The sequence below is a fragment of the Vicinamibacterales bacterium genome (assembly GCA_036496585.1).
Taxonomy (GTDB): domain Bacteria; phylum Acidobacteriota; class Vicinamibacteria; order Vicinamibacterales; family 2-12-FULL-66-21; genus JAICSD01.
On record DASXLB010000050.1, the window covers coordinates 14,258 to 32,447 of the forward strand.

The window sequence follows — 18,190 nt, forward strand, 5'->3', positions numbered from 1 at the left end:
CGGCTCGATCGCGTCGAGCTTTCGCGGACGCCTCGGCTAAGATCGGTCGATGCGGGCGCAGCGGCTGGCGCAGCTGGCATTGGCGGTCGCGGCCTGGGCATGGGTCGCGGCCATCGTCTTTGTGCCCGGCCTCGTCTTTCCGGTGGGTCGGTTCATCTGTCACCAGCGGCCTGAACGCAGCTTCTTTTTTCACGGGCGCCAGCTCGCGGTCTGCGCCCGGTGCACGGGGCTGTACTTCGGGGCCGCCGGCGTCGTTCCGCTCGCCTGGCTCGCGGCCGCGCAACTGCAGAGCGGGCGGGCCCGCTGGCTGCTGATCCTGGCGGCGCTGCCGACGGCGGTGACGTGGGCGATCGAGTTCGCGGGGCTCGCGCCGGTCTCCAATTTGGTGCGGTGCGTGGCCGCCCTGCCGATGGGCGCCGCTGCGGCGTGGCTCGTGTTTTCGGTGACCGCCAAGCCGCCGGCATCGGCCCTCGTCAGTAGGGTAGAATGACCCGATCGGCATGGCGTCAAAGTCCACAGTAGCGGAACGGCCGCGCGCGTCGGCGGAACCCGGGCGGCTCGCGTTCGTCTGTGTGCTCTCGTGGCTGATCCCCGGCGCCGGCCATCTGCTGCAGGGGCGGCGCGACAAGGGTCTGGTGTTCCTGTTGATCCTGCCGCTGATGTTCGGCATCGGGCTGTGGCTGCAGGGCCGTTTGTTTCCGTTCGAGATGTCGGATCCGCTGGTGTTCCTCGGTGCCTTCGCCGACCGCGGCATCGGCCTGCCCTACGTGATCGCGTATCTCGCCGACGCCGGTGCCGGAACCGTGACCGCCGCGTCGTATGAGTACGGCAACACCTTCCTGATGACGGCCGGCCTGCTCAACTTCCTCGTGATCCTCGACGCCTTCGACATCGGGAAGGGGAGGAAGTAATGCCGCAGCTGCCGGCGAGCCATTTCCTGTACATGGTGCTCTACGCGATCCTGGTCTCGGTGGTCTTCGCGGTGCTGCTGAAAGACGAGCGGCGCGAGCAGGTGAAGACCGCTGCGATGATGCTCGGCGGCTTCGTCGCCGCGGCGCTGGCTATGAGCTGGATGATGTATCCCTTTCCGCTCTGAGATGCGAACGAGCGCCGCGACAGCGCAGGGAACATGACTCTCGAGAATCTGCTGGTCGAGCGCGACGGCGCGGTGGCGCTGGTGACAATCAACCGGCCGCGGGTCCTCAATGCGCTCGATTCGCGGACCCTCGACGAGTTGCGACAGGCCTTCCTCGACGTGCAGCGCGACGCGGCGGTGCGCGCCGTCGTGCTCACCGGCGCGGGAGAGAAGGCGTTCGTGGCCGGTGCCGACATCAACGAGCTCGCGGTCATGACGCCGGACGGCGGACGCGACCACGCGCGGCGCGGCCAGGCTGTGTTCGAGGCGATCGAACAGATCGGCAAGCCCGTGATCGCGGCGATCAACGGCTTCGCCCTGGGCGGCGGCTGCGAGCTGGCGATGGCCTGCACGCTGCGCATCGCGGCGTCCACCGCCAGGCTGGGACAGCCGGAAATCAACCTCGGGCTGCTCCCCGGCTATGCCGGCACCCAGCGCCTCGCGCGAATCGTGGGCAAGGGGCGCGCGTTCGAGATCCTGTTGACCGGCGAGTCCATCACGGCGGACGAGGCGTTGCGCATCGGGCTGGTGAACCGGGTCGTGCCGGCGGCGGAGCTGCTCGCGGAGGCGCGCCGCCTCGCCGCCGCGCTCGCCGTCAAGCCGCCGGTCGCGCTGCGCTACGTGCTCGACGCGGTCAACCACGGGCTCGAGATGTCGTTCGCCTCGGCGCAGGTCTACGAGGCCACGCTCTTCGGGCTGGCGGCCAGCACCGAGGACATGCGTGAGGGGACGCGCGCGTTCCTCGAGAAGCGCACGCCGGAATTCAAGGGAAGGTAAGTGGGCAGGCCTCAAGAAGCACCTTCGGCGCTTGGCGATGCGTCGCCGTTTCGATTCGCGATCGTCGTGTCGCGCTTCAACCAGGCGATCACCGACAGCCTGCGCGATGCCGCGGTCGGCGCGCTTGCCGAGGCGGGCGCGGCCGCGAGCCAGGTCGATCGCTTCGAGGTGCCGGGCGCCTACGAGCTGCCGCAGGCCGCCCGCGCCGCGGCCGCGAGCGGCGCCTACGACGCGATTGTGTGCCTTGGCTGTGTCGTCCGCGGCGAGACGCCGCACTTCGACTACATTTCGGCGGCGGTCGCGCACGGCATCATGGACGCGGCCGGCGATACCGGCGTGCCGATGGCGTTTGGCGTGTTGACCGTGGACACGCAGGCGCAGGCCGTCGCGCGCGCCGGCACCGGGCCCGACAACAAGGGGCGCGAAGCGGCGGCGGCCGCGATCGAAATGGCGCTGGTCTACCGCAAGATCGAAGCCGCACGAAAAGCACGAAAAGCACGAAAAGCACGAAGCGCGCGAAGGACCCGAAGGACCCGAAGGAGCGGGGGCTCGTGACACCGGTTGACGGGGAGTCCCGGCATCGGGCCCGCGAAGCGGCGCTGCAGATGCTCTATCAGTGGGAGGTCGGACGCGTGTCCGCGCCCGAGGCGGTCCGATCCTATTGGCCCGGGCGCGACGCGCCGCCGTCGCCCGAGGACGAGCGCGCCGATGCGACCCCCGCGGCGATGGTCGACGAGCACAACCGCTCCTGGGCGAACGCGCTGGTGGCCGGCACGATCGCGCGGGTGAAGGACGCCGACGAACTGATCACCGCGCACACGAAGAACTGGCGGATCGAGCGGATGGCGGTGATCGACCGGCTCGTGCTGCGGATGGCCATCTACGAGCTGCTGAGCGAGCCCGACACGCCGGCCAAGGTCGTCATCAACGAGGCGATCGAGCTGGTCCGCACCTTCAGCGGCGAAGATCCGGTGCCGCTCGTCAACGGCGTGCTCGACGCGGTGAGAAAGACACTGGGCCGCGAGAGCGAGGCGCGATGATCGCGAGCGGCACATGACTGACGAACTGAACGATCAATTGCGCCAGCGGCGCGCCAACTTCGAGGAATTGCGGCAGCTCGCGGTCGATCCCTACCCGCACGCCTTCGAGCGGACCGATACCGTCTCGGCGCTGGTCTCGGCGCACGCGGACAAAGGCGGTGAGGCGCTCGAGGCGTCGCCGATCCAGACGCGCACCGCCGGCCGCGTGCTCGCCATCCGCAGCTTCGGCAAGGCGAACTTCCTCGCCATCTCCGACGGCACGTCACGCATCCAGGTCTACGTCCGGAAAGACGCGCTCAGCGAGCGCGAGTTCGCGGTGTTCAAGCTCCTCGACTTCGGCGATTTCGTCGGCGTCGAGGGGCACCTTTTCCGCACCAAGACCAACGAGCTGACGATCTGGGCGACCAGGCTCGAGTTCCTGGCCAAGTGCTTCATTCCGCTGCCTGAGAAGTGGCACGGCCTGACCGATGTCGAGGCGCGCTACCGCCAGCGCTATCTCGATCTCATCGTCAATCCTGACTCGCGCCGCGTGTTCGAGGTGCGCAGCAGGGTGCTGACCGGCATCCGCCGCTTCCTCGACGCGCGCGAGTATCTCGAAGTCGAGACGCCGATGATGCAGCCGATCGCCGGCGGCGCGCTGGCGCGTCCCTTCGTCACGCACCACAACACCCTCGACATGCAGCTCTACATGCGGATCGCGCCCGAGCTGTACCTGAAGCGTCTGAGCGTCGGCGGCATCGAGCGGGTCTACGAGATCAACCGCAACTTCAGGAATGAGGGGATCTCGACCCAGCACAATCCCGAGTTCACGATGCTCGAGTTCTACCAGGCCTACAGCGAGTATCGCGCGCTGATGGTGATGACCGAGGAGCTGCTGTCGGCCGTGGCCCGCGACGCGATCGGCACCGACCAGATTACGTTCGGCGGCCATCAGATCTCGCTCGCGCCTCCGTATCGCCGGGTCGCGCTGCGCGAAGGGGCGCGCGAGAGCGCGTCGGCCAGGCTCGGGAGCGTCGTCACCGACGCCGACCTGCGCGGCCGCGAATCGGCAGCGGCCATCGCCCGGCGGCTGCACCTCGAGGTCCAGCCCGGGTGGGGCGCCGGCAAGATCGCCACCGAGATCTTCGAGCGTCTCAACGAGGACGCGTTGATCCAGCCGACCTTCGTCCACGACTTCCCGACCGAGGTCTCGCCGCTCTCGAAACAGCGCGCCGACGATCCCGACACCGTCGAGCGCTTCGAGCTCTACGTCGGCGGCTTCGAGGTGGCCAACGCCTTCAGCGAGCTCAACGATCCCGCCGAGCAGCGGCGCCGCTTCGAGGCGCAGCTGGCCGGCCGTGCCGCCGGCGACCACGAAGCGCATGCGATGGACGAGGACTACATCCGCGCCCTCGAGTACGGGCTGCCGCCGACCGCCGGCGAAGGGGTCGGCATCGACCGCCTGGTGATGCTGCTGACCGACAGCCCGTCGATTCGCGACGTGATCTTGTTCCCGCTGATGCGAACGAAGGACGCGAAAGGGACGAAGGAATGAAGGAGCTGGCTCCTTCGCTGTCCTTCGAAGCCTTCGTGGCCGTTCGGTATCTGCTGGCGCGGCGCAAACAGGCGTTCATCTCGCTCATCTCGTTCATTTCGGTGATCGGTCTGATGGTCGGGGTCATGGCGGTGCTGATCGCGCTCGCGTTGATGACCGGCCTGCAAGGTGAACTGCGCGATCGCATCGTCGGCGCCTCGGCGCACGTCTACGTGTTCAAGCTGGTCGGCGACGGCCTCCGCGACGCGCCGGCCGAGATGCAGAAGGTGAAACTGGTCCCGCATGTCGTCGGCGTCGCGCCGGCTTTCATCGGTAAGGGCCTGATGGTGTCGTCCGCCGACCGCCAGGCGCCGGTCACCCTGAAAGGCATCGATCCGGTTCTCGAGACGACGGTGACCGACATCCGCAAGGCGATGAAGCAGGGCAGCCTCGACGCCGTGCGCCAGCCCGCCGACCAGATGGACGGGGTCGTTCTCGGAACCGACCTGGCGTCGACGCTCGACGTCACGATCGGCGACACGGTGCGGCTGATCACGCCCGACGAGATCGTCACGCCGATCGGCGCCATGCCGCATCGCCGCGCGTTCAAGGTCGTCGGTATCTTCACGCTCGGCCTCTACGAGTTCGACAGCGAGTACGCGCTGGTCGACCTGCCCATCGCCGAGCGCATGTTCGGCAAGGCGCAGGCGGAGTTCCTCGAGGTGCGGCTCGACGACATGTGGAAGTCGAGCGAGGTCGCGGCCGACATCACCAGGCGGCTCGGCGACGACTACCTCACCCAGGACTGGCGGACGATGAACAAGTCGCTGTTCTCGGCGTTGTGGCTCGAGAAAATGGCGGTCAGCATCACCATCGGCCTGATCATGACCGTCGCCGCCGTCAACATCGTCGCGTCGCTGGTCCTGCTGGTCATGGAGAAGACGCGCGACATCGCGATCCTCAAGACGATGGGGGCATCGACGGCCAGCATCCGGCGCATCTTCATGCTGCAGGGACTGATCATCGGGCTGAGCGGCACGCTGCTCGGTACGGTGTTCGGCGTCTCGGCGATCTACGTCCTCGACCGCTTCAAGCTGATTCACGTCCCGATCGACGTCTATCAGATCTCGTACGTCCCCTTCATTCTGCAGCCGCTCGATTTCATGATCGTCGTCGTGGCGGCCGTGCTGGTGAGCTTCCTGGCCACCGTGTATCCCTCCCGGCAGGCGTCGAAGCTCGATCCGGCGCAGGCTCTCCGCTACCAATGACGCCGGCGTCGTTGGTCATTCGTCGCTGACATGGCGTTTCTGGAAGCCACTGGCGTCGACAAGCGCTACGTGGTCGGCCACGCGCAGCTCGCGGTACTGCGCGCGCTCAACCTGACCGTGGAACAGGGCGAGATGGTGGCGATCGTGGGGGCGTCGGGGGTGGGGAAGAGCACGCTGCTGCACGTGCTCGGCGGGCTGGACGCCGTCGACGCGGGTGCCGTCCGCGTGGCGGGCCAGGACCTCGGGTCGATGAAGCCCGACGCCCTCACCGCGTTCCGCAACCAGCACATCGGGTTCGTCTTTCAGTTCCACCACCTGCTGCCCGAGTTCACCGCGCTCGAGAACGCCGGGATGCCGATGCGCATCGCGCGGCGTCCGGCCGGCGAGCGCGACGGCCGCGCGCGGGCCATGCTCGATCGCGTCGGCCTCACCGAGCGTGCGGCACACACGCCGGGGATGTTGTCGGGCGGCGAGCAACAGCGCGTCGCCATCGCGCGGGCGCTGGTGATGAATCCGTCGCTCCTGCTCGCCGACGAGCCGACCGGCGACCTCGACGAACACACCGCCGAAACGCTTCACGACCTGCTGCGGGAGATGCATCGCGAGGGACGCCTGACGTCGGTGATTGCGACGCACAATCCCCGTCTGGCGGCGGCCTGCGACCGGGTCTTGCGGCTCGAAGAGGGTAGGCTGCGGGGCGCGTAGGCCGCTGGCGTTGAGGGTGGGCAGGGGCCCCGGTCGGGTCCGATTTGGCAGGCCACCCCGCCCGGGCCAACATAGCTGACTGAAAGTTGCCGAGTTAGGCTAGAATGCCGGGGCACTATCGGCCGGGTTTCGTCGTATATCCGGTTCAACGAGGAGGATTCGGTATGAAGAAGGTACTGATGTTCGCAGCGATCCTTGCGGTCGCTGCGGCTCCGGTCTTCGCGCAGGGCGCGAAGGGGAGCGACAAACCGGCCAAGACCGAGAAGTCGATGGCCAAGTCCGGAGCGGTCACGGGAGTCGTGTCGGCCGTGTCGGCCGATTCGGTGACTGTCAAGGGCAAGGACGGCGCCGACGTGATGGTCGGGGTCGATGCGAAGACCAACGTCCAGGCGTCGGGCGCGAGCCACAAGACGGCGGCCGCCAAGGCCGACAACAAGCCGACCCCCATCACCGACTTCGTGCACGTCGGCGACATGGTGGCGGTCAAGTACTCCGACAGCGGCAGCGCGAAGACGGCGACGAGCGTCCGCGTGACTTCGGCCAAGACGGCCGCCAAGAAATAGGCCTCGGTTACCGCAACACCCGGGCATCACGACGGGTGAGGCACCGAAGGGCGCGTCCCGGCTTGCGGGCGCGCCCTTTTTCCGTACGGTCTGTCCCGCCTTCATCGGGCCATCCGCCGGCGCCTGGCCGGCCCTCCGTGGCCGTCGGTCCTGCACCCTGCCACCCCCAGCGGGCGTCCAAATCAGCAGGGAACGCCTAAGTCGTTGTCCCGGCGCACTTTTTGCCGTATAATCGTCGCGGCCTCTCAAGGATTCCTGGATGTTCGAACGCTACACGGAACGGGCGCGGCGCGTGCTCTTTTTCGCGCGGTATGAAGCCTCGCAGCTCGGCAGCATCTCGATCGAGACCGAGCATCTCCTGCTCGGCCTGATTCGAGAAGGGAAGGGACTGACCAGCCGGATCTTTGCCCGGTCCCACCTGTCCCTGGAGTCGATCCGCAAGGAAATCGAGGGACGCACGGTCTTTCGCGAGAAGGTGTCGACGTCGGTCGAGATTCCCTTCAGCGCCGAGACCAAGCGCGTCCTGCAGTTCGCGGCCGAAGAGGCCGACCGGCTGCTGCACAACTACATCGGGACCGAGCACCTGCTGCTCGGCATCCTGCGCGAAGAGCGCTCGGTGGCGGCCACCATCCTCATGGAGAAGGGGATGCGCCTCAACACCGTCCGCGAGGACATCGTCGCGCTGCTCAACGAAAAGACGACGCTGACGCGCGTCAAGGAAACGCCGCTGCTGGCCGAGTTCAGCCGCGACCTGACCGACGCGGCGATGAAGAACCAGCTCGATCCGCTGGTCGGCCGGCATGCCGAGCTCGAGCGGGTCCAGCAGGTGCTGTGCCGGCGGACCAAGAACAACGCCGTGCTGATTGGCGAGCCGGGAGTCGGCAAGACGGCGATCGTCGAAGGGCTGGCGCAGAAGATCGTCTACGGCGACGTGCCGCATTTCCTCGCCGACAAGCGCATCCTGGCGCTCGACATCTCGCTGATCGTCGCCGGCACGAAGTATCGCGGCCAGTTCGAAGAGCGCCTCAAGGCGATCATGAAGGAGCTGACCGAGAACCCGAACATCATCGTGTTCATCGACGAGCTGCACACGCTGGTCGGCGCCGGTTCGGCGGAAGGCTCGCTCGACGCCGCCAACATCCTCAAGCCGGCGCTCAGCCGCGGCGAGATCCGCTGCATCGGCGCGACGACGCCCGCCGAGTACCGCAAATACATCGAGAAGGACCGCTCGCTCGAGCGGCGCTTCCAGGCGGTCAAGGTCGATCCGCCGTCGGAGAAGGAAACCATCGAAGTATTGATGGGCGTGAAGGACCGCTACGAGCAGTTCCATCACGTCGAATACACGGGCGAGGCGATCGAAGCCGCGGTCTATCAGAGCAGCCGCTACATCACCGACCGTTTCCTGCCCGACAAGGCGATCGACCTCGTCGACGAGGCCGGTGCGCGCGCCAAGCTGCGCGAATCGGGCTACTCCTCCGAGGAGTTCGGCGAGATCAACCGCAGCATCCGGATGGCCGTCGAGGGGATGGAGTCGGCGGTCTCGGAGAAGAATTTCGAGAAGGCGCAGTACTTCCGCGACCAGGAAGTGCAGGCGCGCGAGACGCTGCAGTACGTGCGCGAGAAGTTCGACGTCAAGACCAACACCCGCAAGGTGACGGTCGGCAAGGCCGACATCGACGAGGTCGTCTCGAAGTGGACCGGCGTGCCGCTCACGTCGATCAATCAGGACGAAGGGGACAAGCTCCTGCACATGGAGGAGGCGCTGCACAACCGCGTCATCTCGCAGGATAAGGCGATCTCGGCGCTCGCCCGGGCGATCCGCCGCTCGCGGGCCGGGCTGAAGAACCCCAACCGTCCCGTCGGCAGTTTCGTGTTTCTCGGTCCGACCGGCGTCGGCAAGACCGAGCTGGCGCGCGCGCTCGCCAACTTCCTGTTCGGCAGCGACCACGCGCTGATTCGCTTCGACATGTCGGAATACATGGAGAAGCATTCGGTCAGCAAGCTGATCGGCTCGCCGCCCGGCTACGTCGGACACGAAGAGGGCGGTCAGCTCACCGAGAAGGTGAAGCGCAATCCGTATTCGGTCGTGCTGCTCGACGAGATCGAAAAGGCGCACCCGGATCTGTTCAACATCCTGCTGCAGGTGTTCGAGGACGGCCACCTCACCGACGGTCTCGGCAACCGGGTGAATTTCAAGAACACCATCATCATCATGACCTCGAACATCGGCGCCCGCTTCATCCAGAAGAAGGCGGGCCTCGGGTTCCAGACGGCCGACACGGCGGCGATCACCCGCAGCGTCAACGACATGGTGCTCGGCGAAGTGCGCAAGACCTTCAACCCCGAGTTCATCAACCGCATCGACGAGATCATCGTGTTCGAGGCGTTGTCAGACGACGACCTGCGGACGATTACCCGGCTGCTGGTCAAGCAGCTCAACGACAACCTCGTGGACAGGAAGATCACCCTCGAGCTGGCGAGCGAGGTCGTCGACTGGGTCATCGAGCAGACCTGCAAGGACCGCTCGTACGGCGCTCGTCCCTTGCGCCGGGCGATCCAGCGCTATATCGAAGATCCGCTCTCGGAGGAGCTGATCCGCGGGCACCTCAAGGGGGGCAACATCGAGGTCTATCTGGATGGCGGGTCGTTGGCCTACCGGCCGGCCGGCCAGCCGCAGGAAGGACGGCGGCTGGCCTGAGGCCGGTCGTCGTCAACGCCGTCACGCCGGAACGCTCCGCGCCCGCCGTCAGTCCGATTCCTGTAGATTCAAGAGATCACGAGAGCCTCGGCGAACAGGCCCTCGAGGCAGTGGCTGTCGCCAGCGTCGGTGTCTGGCACGGCGCATATGTTCACGGGTGGACGGGAGTGGCGCGTTGCAGCGTTGGAAATCGCAGGGCAGGCCGCGAAGTGGTCTGCTGCGTCTAAAGTCCTGTAAAATACCCGCTTGGCCTCGGTGCGGCATGCCGCCACATCGAGGCGAGCTCCCTCGCTGCATGTTGAAATTCCGTTGTTTTCTGGCGGCGTCGCTTCTGGCGGCTGCCGTCTCCGCGCAGGCGCAAACCACACCGGCTGCGCCGACCGCGCCGGCGCCGACCGCCCCGGTGCCGGCCGCTCAGGCGCCGGCCGCTCAGGCCCCCGGCACACCACGGCCGGTCGCGCCGGCCGCGGCCGGGCCGAAGCCCACCGAGGGCACGTTGCCGCTCTGCGGCGGCATGTACCAGGTCGGTCCGCCGGCCAAGTTGCCTCCGGGCAGTTCCCCCCCGGTCATCTACTACGTGGCCGCCTGTTTCGAAAAGCAGGGCGGCTACTCGGTCGTCGATCCGCAGACCTATCTCTATTACATGGAGATGGCGCACCAGGTGAGCGACCCGAGCGCCGACAAGTGGGTCACCTATACAGACAAGACGGAGCAGACGATCCTCGCCGACTTCAAGCGCCTCTGGGCGACCAACTTCCTCGACGACCTCTCCGCCGAGACCTACGACTACGTCTTCAGCAACGGCGTCGTCGGCAAGATCATCCTCTACAACATGGAGGAGCGGCAGCGCGTGAAGATCGTCGACTACGTCGGCTCGAAGAAAATCGAGATGTCGAAGATCGACGATGAGCTGAAGAAGAAGGGCATCCGCATCGCGCTCGACTCGTTCGTGGATCCTGGGCTCGTCAAACAGGTCGCCGGAACCGTCCGCGACCTCTACGCCGATCAGGGCTACGAGTACGCCGAGGTCAAGCCGGAGGTCAAGCCGGTCAGCACCGCGACGAAGACCGTCAATCTCACGTTCCACATCAGCGAAGGCCCGAAGGTCCGCATCCGCTCGGTCGATTTCCTGGGCAACGACGCGCTCAAGGACAAGACCCTCGCGCACAAGATGAAGGACAACAAGGGACCCAATCCGTGGATCCCGATTTTCGGCCGCGGCGGCACCTACAAGGAAAGCAAATTCGAAGACGACGCCGACAAGGTGCAGCAGTACTATCGCGAGGAAGGCTACGTCAAGGCGCAGATCGGCCAGCCGCAGCTGCGCATCCTCGAGGACGACGCCGACGGCAAGACGCGCTGGGTCCAGCTGCAGATCCCGGTCACCGAGGGACAGCGCTACCGGGTCGGCGACATCAGCTTCTCCGGCAACACCGTCGTCAAGACCGAGGCGCTGACGCCGTTCTTCAAGATGGCGCCGGGCGACTGGTTCAACGAAAAGCTGATCCGCAAGGGATTCGAGAAGGTCCGCGAGGCTTACGGCACCGTCGGGTACTTCGAGTTCACCGGCGCCCCGGAGTACGCCTTTCCCAACGACGCCAAGGATCCGAACGCGCCCGGCGCTACCGGATCCTCAGGCCCGCCGCCGCCGGTCGCCGCAGCGGCTAGCCAGCCCGCCGCGATCGCGCCGCCCGTCACGAAAAACGCCTCGCCGGTCGTCAACGTGACGATGCGGCTCGAGGAAGGCAAGCAGTATTTCGTCAATCGGATCACCTTCGCGGGCAACACGACGACGCGCGACAACGTGATTCGACGCGAGATGCGGCTCTATGAGGGAGGCGTCTTCAACACCGAGGCGCTCAAGTACAGCGTCCGGCGTCTCAACCAGCTCGGTTACTTCAAGCCGCTCGAGGGCGAAGCGATCGACGTGCAAAAGGCGCAGACCCAGGAAAACGAGCCGCCCAAGGTCGACGTCCGCCTGAAGTTCGAGGAGCAGAACCGCAACCAGATTACGTTCGGCGCCGGCGTCTCCCAGTACGAGGGATTCTTCGGGCAGCTGGCGTTCCAGACCTCCAACTTCATGGGGCGCGGCGAAACCTTCAGCGTCTCGGCGCAGCAGGGCAACCGGGCCAAGAACTACCAGGTCGGCTTCACCGAACCGTTCCTGTTCGACCGCCCGATCACCGCCGGCGTCAACGTGTTCGATCAGGAGATCCAGTACGTCGGCCAGTACACGCAGGCGTCGAAGGGGGTGAACACGGTCTGGGGCTTCCCGGTCGGTCCGTTCTCGCGGATGTTCGTGACGTACAGCTACGAGGGCGTCCAGGTCAAGGACCTCAACCCGCTCTACAGGAACGCCGCGACGCTGGCCAACAACCCCTTCCTCATCGATTCGCTGCTCACCAGCCAGAATGGCGAGCGCAAGATCAGCAAGATCGGCCCGAGCTTCCAGCACAACAGCGTCGACAACCCGATCTTCCCGACGACCGGGCGCAAGTTCACGGCGTCGTTCGACCTCGCCGGGCTCGGCGGCAACACCAAGTTCTACGACGCGAACGTCGAGGCGATCGGCTACTTCAAACAGACCAACCGCACGTCGCTCGGGATTCGAGCCGCCTGGCAGTACCTCAGCCCGTATGGTTCGCAGTGCGTCGGCGGCGTCTGCGCGCAGTCGGTGCTGCCGATTTTCGAGAAGGTGTACCTGGGCGGCGAGTACAGCATCCGCGGCTTCGACCTTCGCAGCGTCGGGCCGCGCGATCCCGCGAGCGGGCTGGTGATCGGCGGTAACAAGAGCATCCTCGGCAACGCTGAGTACTTGATCAACATCGCCGGTCCGGTGCGGCTGGTGCTCTTCTACGACATCGGCCAGGTGCGCGATGAGGGGGAGCACTTCTCGCTGACCGAGCCGGTCAAGCAGCTCGTTTACCTGAACCGGGTGGGCGCGGCAGATTCGTTGACCTCGTTGTACACTGTCACCGGGTTCACGACGAATTACGGCACGCGCATCGACACCATCGCCACGACGAGTGCGTTCAAGACCTCGACGGGCGCCGAGATCCGGTTCTTCATGCCGGTGCTGAACGTGCCGTTCCGGCTGATCTTTGCGATGAACCCGCAGCGGGGCAACGTGCTGGACAACAACCTCCAGCCCGAGAAGTTCTTCAAGTTCCGGTTCGCGGTAGGCACGACGTTCTAGGGGGAGCGTTGGGGTTGCCGGGGCGCCCGGCCGGCACGGCTGGCCGGTGGAGCGCGGTAACTGCCAACAGGTCACGGGCAACGGGTCGCACAAGGGGAATGACGATAATGAGAGTGGTGAAGCTGGCCCTCGTCGAGGGCGCGCTCGTGGCATCGCTGTGCGTGCCGGTGTTGGCCCAGGCGCCCCCGGCCGGTGCGTCCAAGCCGCAGGCCCCGCCGGTGGCCGGTGCGCCGGCCCCGCCGGTGGCCGGGGCGCCGGCCCCGCAGGGCACGCCCGCCGGCCAGGCGGCCCCCCCGGCTCCCAAGCCGCAGCCGGCCGTGCCGTTTCCGCCCGACTCCAAATACGCGTTCGTCGACGTCCAGGCGGTGGCCTCCGCGTCGCAGGCGGGCAAGGACGCCTCGAAGCGGCTGCAGGCGCTGACCGAAAAGAAGCAGACCGAGATCACCGACAAGAACAAGCAGCTGCAGGCGCTGACCACCAAGCGCGACACCAGCGTCGGCGTCATGAACGAGGCGGCGCGGGCTCAGATCGACAAGGACGTCGAGAAGCTGCAGCGCGACATCCAGTTCTCGAACAGCAACGCCCAGGCGGAAGTGCAGGAGCTGCAGAACGACCTGATGGGAGATTTCCAGAAGAAGCTCGTGCCGATCATCGAGGATGTGGCGAAGGAGCGAGGGCTCTACCTGGTGCTGACCACCGAGTCCGGCCTCGCGTACGTCCATCCTGGGCTCAACATCACCGACGAAGTGGTCAAGCGGCTCGATGCCAAGAAGTAGCGTGTAAGATCCTCGGGTTTTATCAAAGGAATCATTCAGATGAGAGTGTTGCAGATGTCCTTTCTTGCGGCCGTGCTGACCGTGGCGCTGGCCGTGCCCTCGTTCGCGCAGACCGCTCCCGCCGGGGCGCCGAAGCCCCAGACGCCGCCGCCGGCGACCCCCGCCGCGCCCGCGGGGCTGGGGGCGCCACCCGCGGTGGCTCCCAAGCCGCAGCCGCCGATGCCGTTCCCGCAGGACGCGAAGTACGCGTTCGTCGACGTCCAGGCCATCGCCTCGAACTCCGCGGCCGGTAAGGACGCGACCAAGAAGCTGCAGGCGCTCACCGAGCGGAAGCAGCAGGAGATCGGCGACAAGAACAAGCAGCTGCAGGCACTGACGAGCAAGCGCGACACCAGCGCCGGCGTGATGAACGAGGCGGCGCGGGCTCAGCTCGACAAGGACATCGAGAAGCTGCAGCGCGACATCCAGTACGCCAACAGCAGCGCCCAGGCCGAAGTCAACGACATGCAGAACGAGCTTCAGGGAGAGTTTCAGAAGAAGCTGATCCCGATCATCGAGGAGCTCGCCAAGGAGAAGGGGCTCTACATGATCTTCACGGCGGAATCCGGCTTCGCCTACGTCTATCCAGGACTCAACCTCTCCGACGAAGTGATCAAGCGGCTCGACGTCAAGAAAGACTAGCGATTTGGATCTGGAAATCTGAAATGTGGTTTCCGGTTCCCCACATTTCCAAATTTCCACATGGACATCGTCTCTGCCCTCGACCGTCTCTGTTACCGCTATCCGTCTCCGCTGGTTGACCTCGTGCTCGAACACGAGCCGGGGAGACGGATGACTGCGGTCAAGAACGTCAGCGTCAACGAAGATTTCTTTCAGGGGCACTTCCCGGGCGAACCGATGATGCCCGGCGTCCTGATGATCGAAACCATGGCGCAGGTGGCGTCAATTCTGCTGGTGGGGGGAGCGCGGCCGGTCGCGCGCGCCTGGCTGCGCGGCGTCGACAACGCCAAGTTCCGCTCGCGCGTGGTCCCCGGCGATCGCCTGATGGTGGAAGTGACGACCGGCCCCTGCCGCGGCCCGATCGCGCGGCTGAACGCGGTTGCGACGATCGACGGCAGCGTCGCGGCCGAGGCCGAGCTGGTCATGGGCGTCGAGTTCGCGGCGGCGACCGAGACGACGGATCCCGCCGGGATCCATCCCACCGCGATCGTCCATCCTGGCGCCAGGATTGGCGCCGGGACCGTGATCGGGCCGTACGCGACCATTGGCCAGCACGTAACGATCGGCTGCGACTGCCGCATTGGCGCCTCGTGCGTCATCGACGGCCTGACCACGATCGGCGACGGCAACGAGATCTTCCCGATGGCGTCGATCGGGCTGGTGCCGCAGGACCTCAAGTTCGGCGGAGAGATGACGCGCGTGGTGATTGGCGATCGCAACGTCATCCGCGAATTCGTCACCGTGCACCGCGGCACCAAGGGCGGCGGCGGCGTCACCACCATCGGCAACCACAATCTGCTGATGGCCTACGCCCACATCGCGCACGACTGCCACGTCGCGAGCGAGACCATCTTCGGCAACGCCGCGACGCTCGCCGGTCACGTGCTGGTCGAAGACTTCGCCAACGTCGGCGCCTACTCGGGCGTGCACCAGTTCTGCCGCGTCGGCAAGTACGCGTTCGTCGGCGGCTACTCGGTGGTGACCAAGGACGCGTTGCCCTACGTCAAGTCGGTCGGCAACCGCGCCCGCGTCTACGGCATCAACTCGATCGGCCTCATCCGCCGCGGGTTCTCGCCGGACTCGATCACGCGCTTGCGGCGCGCCTATCGGCACCTGCTGCACTCGAACACCAGCCGCGCGATCGCGCAGATCGAGAAGGACCCCTCGCTGCAGACGCCGGAGATTCGCTACCTGGTGGAGTTCATCCGCACCTCCAAGCGCGGCGTCGGCCTCCGCCGCCCGAGCCGCCGGGTGGAAGAAGTCGTCGAGGACTGAAAGGGAAGGACACGAAGGCTGGGGAAATTGGTCGTCTGCCGGGTTCAGCAGAGAGCGGCGCGCGATCAGAAGCGCTCGGGCTTGTCGGATAGGCGCATCCTCCCTCAGCACCACGCCCGTCAGGTCAGACCGCCGCCGCCAGTTCGGTCGCCTTCAAAGAGAAACCCTCGTCCCGCAAGAGCCCACCACCCCTTCGGTTCCTTCGCCGCCCCTTCGCTCCTTCGCCCTCCTTCGGGTCCTTTTATTGGGGGTGGCTGACCGTGATCGTGAAGGTGTACGGCACGTTGTCGGCGGTGGTGCTGCCGTTGTCGTAGATGCGCACGCAGTAGGTGCCGATTGACGAGGTGGAGGCGTTGAACGCGAAGCCCTGCGCCGCGGCGCCGTTGTCGAGGATGATGGTGCAGACGGCGCCGTTGAAGCTGCCGAGACTGAAGCCGACCGTTTTCGTGTTGTCGGGGCCGATCGCCGTCACGCTGGCGATCACGGCGCCGCCGGTCAGCGTGTTGAACGTGAACGTGCCCGCGCTCGCCGGAATGAGCGTGCCGATGAAGGTTTCCGAGACGATGACCGGCGTCGGGACGACGGTGGTGGTCGTGCTGCCGCAGGCGGTGATCAGCGCTGCCAGTGCGGCCAGCGCGAACCCGCGCGCGATTCTACGAAACATTGCCTCTCCTACCAGAATGATAGACTTTTAGACTTCCAGTGGCCCGCATCGGTCTGATTGCCGGCAACGGCCGGTTTCCCTTCCTTGCGCTCCAGGGCGCCAGCAGCCTCGGTCACGACGTCACCGTCGTCGCCGTGAAGGAGGAGGCGTTCCCGGAGCTCGAGGGGGCGGCGCGCGAGGCCGGTGCGGACCTCCATTGGGTCTCCCTCGGGCACTTGGGTAAGTGTATCAAGATACTCAAGCAGGCCGGTGTCCGCCAGGCGATCATGGCCGGGCAGGTGAAGCACGCGAAGATCTTCTCGGTCGTGCCCGACCTGACGCTGCTGTCGGTGCTCACCAGGCTCAAGGCGAGGAACACCGATGCGCTCATCTCGGCGGTCGCCGACGTCCTGCGAGGCGAAGGGATCGAACTGCTCGACTCAACCGCCTTTCTCGACCCGTTGCTGGCGCGGCCGGGCGTGCTGACCCGGCGTCCCCCATCGGCCGCCGAGCTGGAGGATTTCGCGTTTGGCTACCGGATGGCCGATACGATTGCGGCGCTCGACATCGGCCAGACGATCGTGGTCAAGGACAAGGCGGTGGTCGCGGTCGAGGCCATGGAGGGGACCGACGCCGTGGTGCGTCGGGCCGGAGAGATTGCCGGCCCTGGCACCCGGGTCGTCAAGGTCGCCAAGCCGAAGCAGGACATGCGCTTTGACGTGCCGGTGGTCGGCGTCGCGACGATCGCGTCGATGCGCGCCGCCGGCGCAACCGCCATCACGATCGACAGCGGCCAGACGCTGGTGGTGGACGGCGACCGGTTCATCGAGGCCGCCGACGCTGCCGGCATAGCGGTCGTCGGCCGCGCGCCTGCGGGCGGGCGAAACGAGGCGGCCATCGCGACGGCGCCTCCAGGACGCCCATGAACGAACTGAGGGTAGCGGTGGTCGGCGTGGGCCATCTGGGCAGACATCACGCCCGGCTCGTCCCGGAAATCGAGGGGGCGCAGCTCGTCGCGGCGGTCGACACGGTCGGCGAGCGGGCCGCCGCCGCGGCAGCCGCGACGGGTGCGCTGGCCTTGAGCGACTACCGCGAGCTGTACGATCGGGTGGACGCGGTGACCATCGCGGCGCCGACCGAAGCCCACCATGCGATCGCCCTTGATTTCCTGCAGCGCGGGATCTCCGTGCTGGTCGAGAAGCCGATGACCCGCACGCTCGGCGAAGCGGACGCGCTGATCGCGGCGGCCGCGGCGTCGGGCGCGACGCTCGCCGTCGGACATACCGAGCGCTACAACCCGGCGGTCGCGGCGGTCATGCCGTTCGTGACGACCCCCCGGTTCATCGAAGTGCACCGGCTCGGCGCATTTCCCGATCGCAGCCTCGACATCGACGTCGTGTTCGATCTGATGATCCACGACCTGGACATCATCCTGGCGCTGGTCAAGGCCGCGCCCGTCTCGATCGAGGCCGTGGGCGTGCCGGTCCTGACCGACAAGTACGACATCGCGAATGCCCGCCTGCGCTTCGCGACGGGCTGTATCGCCAACGTCACCGCGAGCCGTATCAGCAAGGAGCGCGTGCGCAAGATCCGGTTCTTCCAGCCCGACGCCTACGTGTCGATCGACTATGCCGAGCAGGAAGTGGAAGGCTATCGGCTGCTGCGACGGCCGGGCGAGCGCCCCGAAATCCAGGGCGGCAAGCTGCCGGTGGTTCGCGAGGAGCCGCTGAAGCGCGAACTGGCGGATTTCGTCGGCGCGGTGCGCGGCCGGCGCCGCCCGCTCGTCAGTGGCGAGGACGGCTTGCGCGCGCTCACGCTGGCGCAGGCGATTGCTGACAAGATGGAGACGGTGTGAAGCAGCCCTGAAGGGCTGCCCTACGG

At 66.5% G+C, this 18,190-nt stretch carries 18 protein-coding genes; 17 read left to right on the forward strand and 1 reads right to left on the reverse strand.

Translation table 11 applies throughout. The features are described from left to right. The first annotated feature begins 49 nt into the window (after positions 1 to 49). The 15 genes from VGI12_15740 (at position 50) to lpxA (ending at position 15,666) form a co-directional block, all read left to right on the forward strand. Entirely contained in the window at positions 50 to 490 is a 441-nt protein-coding gene (locus VGI12_15740) for a DUF2085 domain-containing protein (GenBank protein HEY2434127.1), read from the forward strand. 10 nt (positions 491 to 500) lie between these two features. After that, positions 501 to 911, forward strand: coding sequence for a DUF6677 family protein (locus VGI12_15745; protein ID HEY2434128.1), 411 nt, complete (start codon positions 501 to 503; stop codon positions 909 to 911). Beyond that, positions 911 to 1,096 (forward strand): hypothetical protein, encoded by a 186-nt coding sequence (locus VGI12_15750; protein ID HEY2434129.1) that lies wholly within the window; start codon positions 911 to 913, stop codon positions 1,094 to 1,096. The genes VGI12_15745 and VGI12_15750 overlap by 1 nt, the downstream gene beginning before the upstream one ends. Before the next feature lie 33 nt (positions 1,097 to 1,129). Continuing rightward, positions 1,130 to 1,912: an enoyl-CoA hydratase-related protein gene (locus VGI12_15755; GenBank protein ID HEY2434130.1), complete on the forward strand. Its 783-nt coding sequence runs from the start codon at positions 1,130 to 1,132 to the stop codon at positions 1,910 to 1,912. Continuing rightward, positions 1,913 to 2,467 carry a 6,7-dimethyl-8-ribityllumazine synthase gene (ribH, locus tag VGI12_15760; GenBank protein ID HEY2434131.1) on the forward strand — a complete coding sequence of 185 codons (555 nt, stop codon included), beginning with the start codon at positions 1,913 to 1,915 and terminating at the stop codon, positions 2,465 to 2,467. It begins immediately after the preceding gene. Further along, complete coding sequence (gene nusB, locus VGI12_15765; GenBank protein ID HEY2434132.1) at positions 2,464 to 2,952, forward strand: transcription antitermination factor NusB; 489 nt, start codon at positions 2,464 to 2,466, stop codon at positions 2,950 to 2,952. The genes ribH and nusB overlap by 4 nt, the downstream gene beginning before the upstream one ends. Before the next feature lie 13 nt (positions 2,953 to 2,965). After that, complete coding sequence (gene lysS, locus VGI12_15770; protein HEY2434133.1) at positions 2,966 to 4,486, forward strand: lysine--tRNA ligase; 1,521 nt, start codon at positions 2,966 to 2,968, stop codon at positions 4,484 to 4,486. Next, complete coding sequence (locus VGI12_15775; protein HEY2434134.1) at positions 4,483 to 5,733, forward strand: FtsX-like permease family protein; 1,251 nt, start codon at positions 4,483 to 4,485, stop codon at positions 5,731 to 5,733. Before lysS ends, VGI12_15775 begins: the two co-directional genes overlap by 4 nt. A gap of 30 nt (positions 5,734 to 5,763) precedes the next feature. After that, entirely contained in the window at positions 5,764 to 6,438 is a 675-nt protein-coding gene (locus tag VGI12_15780; GenBank protein ID HEY2434135.1) for an ABC transporter ATP-binding protein, read from the forward strand. 164 nt (positions 6,439 to 6,602) lie between these two features. Next, the gene (locus VGI12_15785; GenBank protein HEY2434136.1) at positions 6,603 to 7,001 is read left to right on the forward strand and encodes a hypothetical protein; all 399 of its coding nucleotides are present in this window, start codon (positions 6,603 to 6,605) and stop codon (positions 6,999 to 7,001) included. Between the two features lie 259 nt (positions 7,002 to 7,260). Beyond that, positions 7,261 to 9,699 (forward strand): ATP-dependent Clp protease ATP-binding subunit, encoded by a 2,439-nt coding sequence (locus VGI12_15790; GenBank protein HEY2434137.1) that lies wholly within the window; start codon positions 7,261 to 7,263, stop codon positions 9,697 to 9,699. Between the two features lie 295 nt (positions 9,700 to 9,994). Next, positions 9,995 to 12,895 carry a POTRA domain-containing protein gene (locus VGI12_15795; GenBank protein ID HEY2434138.1) on the forward strand — a complete coding sequence of 967 codons (2,901 nt, stop codon included), beginning with the start codon at positions 9,995 to 9,997 and terminating at the stop codon, positions 12,893 to 12,895. A gap of 107 nt (positions 12,896 to 13,002) precedes the next feature. Continuing rightward, the gene (locus VGI12_15800; GenBank protein ID HEY2434139.1) at positions 13,003 to 13,671 is read left to right on the forward strand and encodes an OmpH family outer membrane protein; all 669 of its coding nucleotides are present in this window, start codon (positions 13,003 to 13,005) and stop codon (positions 13,669 to 13,671) included. Positions 13,672 to 13,710: 39 nt separating this feature from the next. Beyond that, on the forward strand, positions 13,711 to 14,352 hold the full coding sequence (locus VGI12_15805; GenBank protein HEY2434140.1) for an OmpH family outer membrane protein: 642 nt from the start codon (positions 13,711 to 13,713) through the stop codon (positions 14,350 to 14,352). Between the two features lie 60 nt (positions 14,353 to 14,412). Continuing rightward, entirely contained in the window at positions 14,413 to 15,666 is a 1,254-nt protein-coding gene (gene lpxA, locus VGI12_15810) for an acyl-ACP--UDP-N-acetylglucosamine O-acyltransferase (GenBank protein ID HEY2434141.1), read from the forward strand. A 241-nt stretch (positions 15,667 to 15,907) separates the two neighbouring features. Here lpxA and VGI12_15815 read toward each other — a convergent pair whose 3' ends face one another. Further along, complete coding sequence (locus VGI12_15815) at positions 15,908 to 16,330, reverse strand: hypothetical protein (protein ID HEY2434142.1); 423 nt, start codon at positions 16,328 to 16,330, stop codon at positions 15,908 to 15,910. Positions 16,331 to 16,368: 38 nt separating this feature from the next. Here VGI12_15815 and lpxI point away from each other — a divergent pair, with 38 nt between their 5' ends. Together lpxI and VGI12_15825 are read left to right on the forward strand one after the other, a co-directional pair. After that, the gene (lpxI, locus tag VGI12_15820) at positions 16,369 to 17,235 is read left to right on the forward strand and encodes a UDP-2,3-diacylglucosamine diphosphatase LpxI (protein HEY2434143.1); all 867 of its coding nucleotides are present in this window, start codon (positions 16,369 to 16,371) and stop codon (positions 17,233 to 17,235) included. Beyond that, positions 17,232 to 18,164 (forward strand): Gfo/Idh/MocA family oxidoreductase, encoded by a 933-nt coding sequence (locus VGI12_15825; protein ID HEY2434144.1) that lies wholly within the window; start codon positions 17,232 to 17,234, stop codon positions 18,162 to 18,164. The genes lpxI and VGI12_15825 overlap by 4 nt, the downstream gene beginning before the upstream one ends. The last annotated feature ends 26 nt before the right edge of the window (positions 18,165 to 18,190 follow it).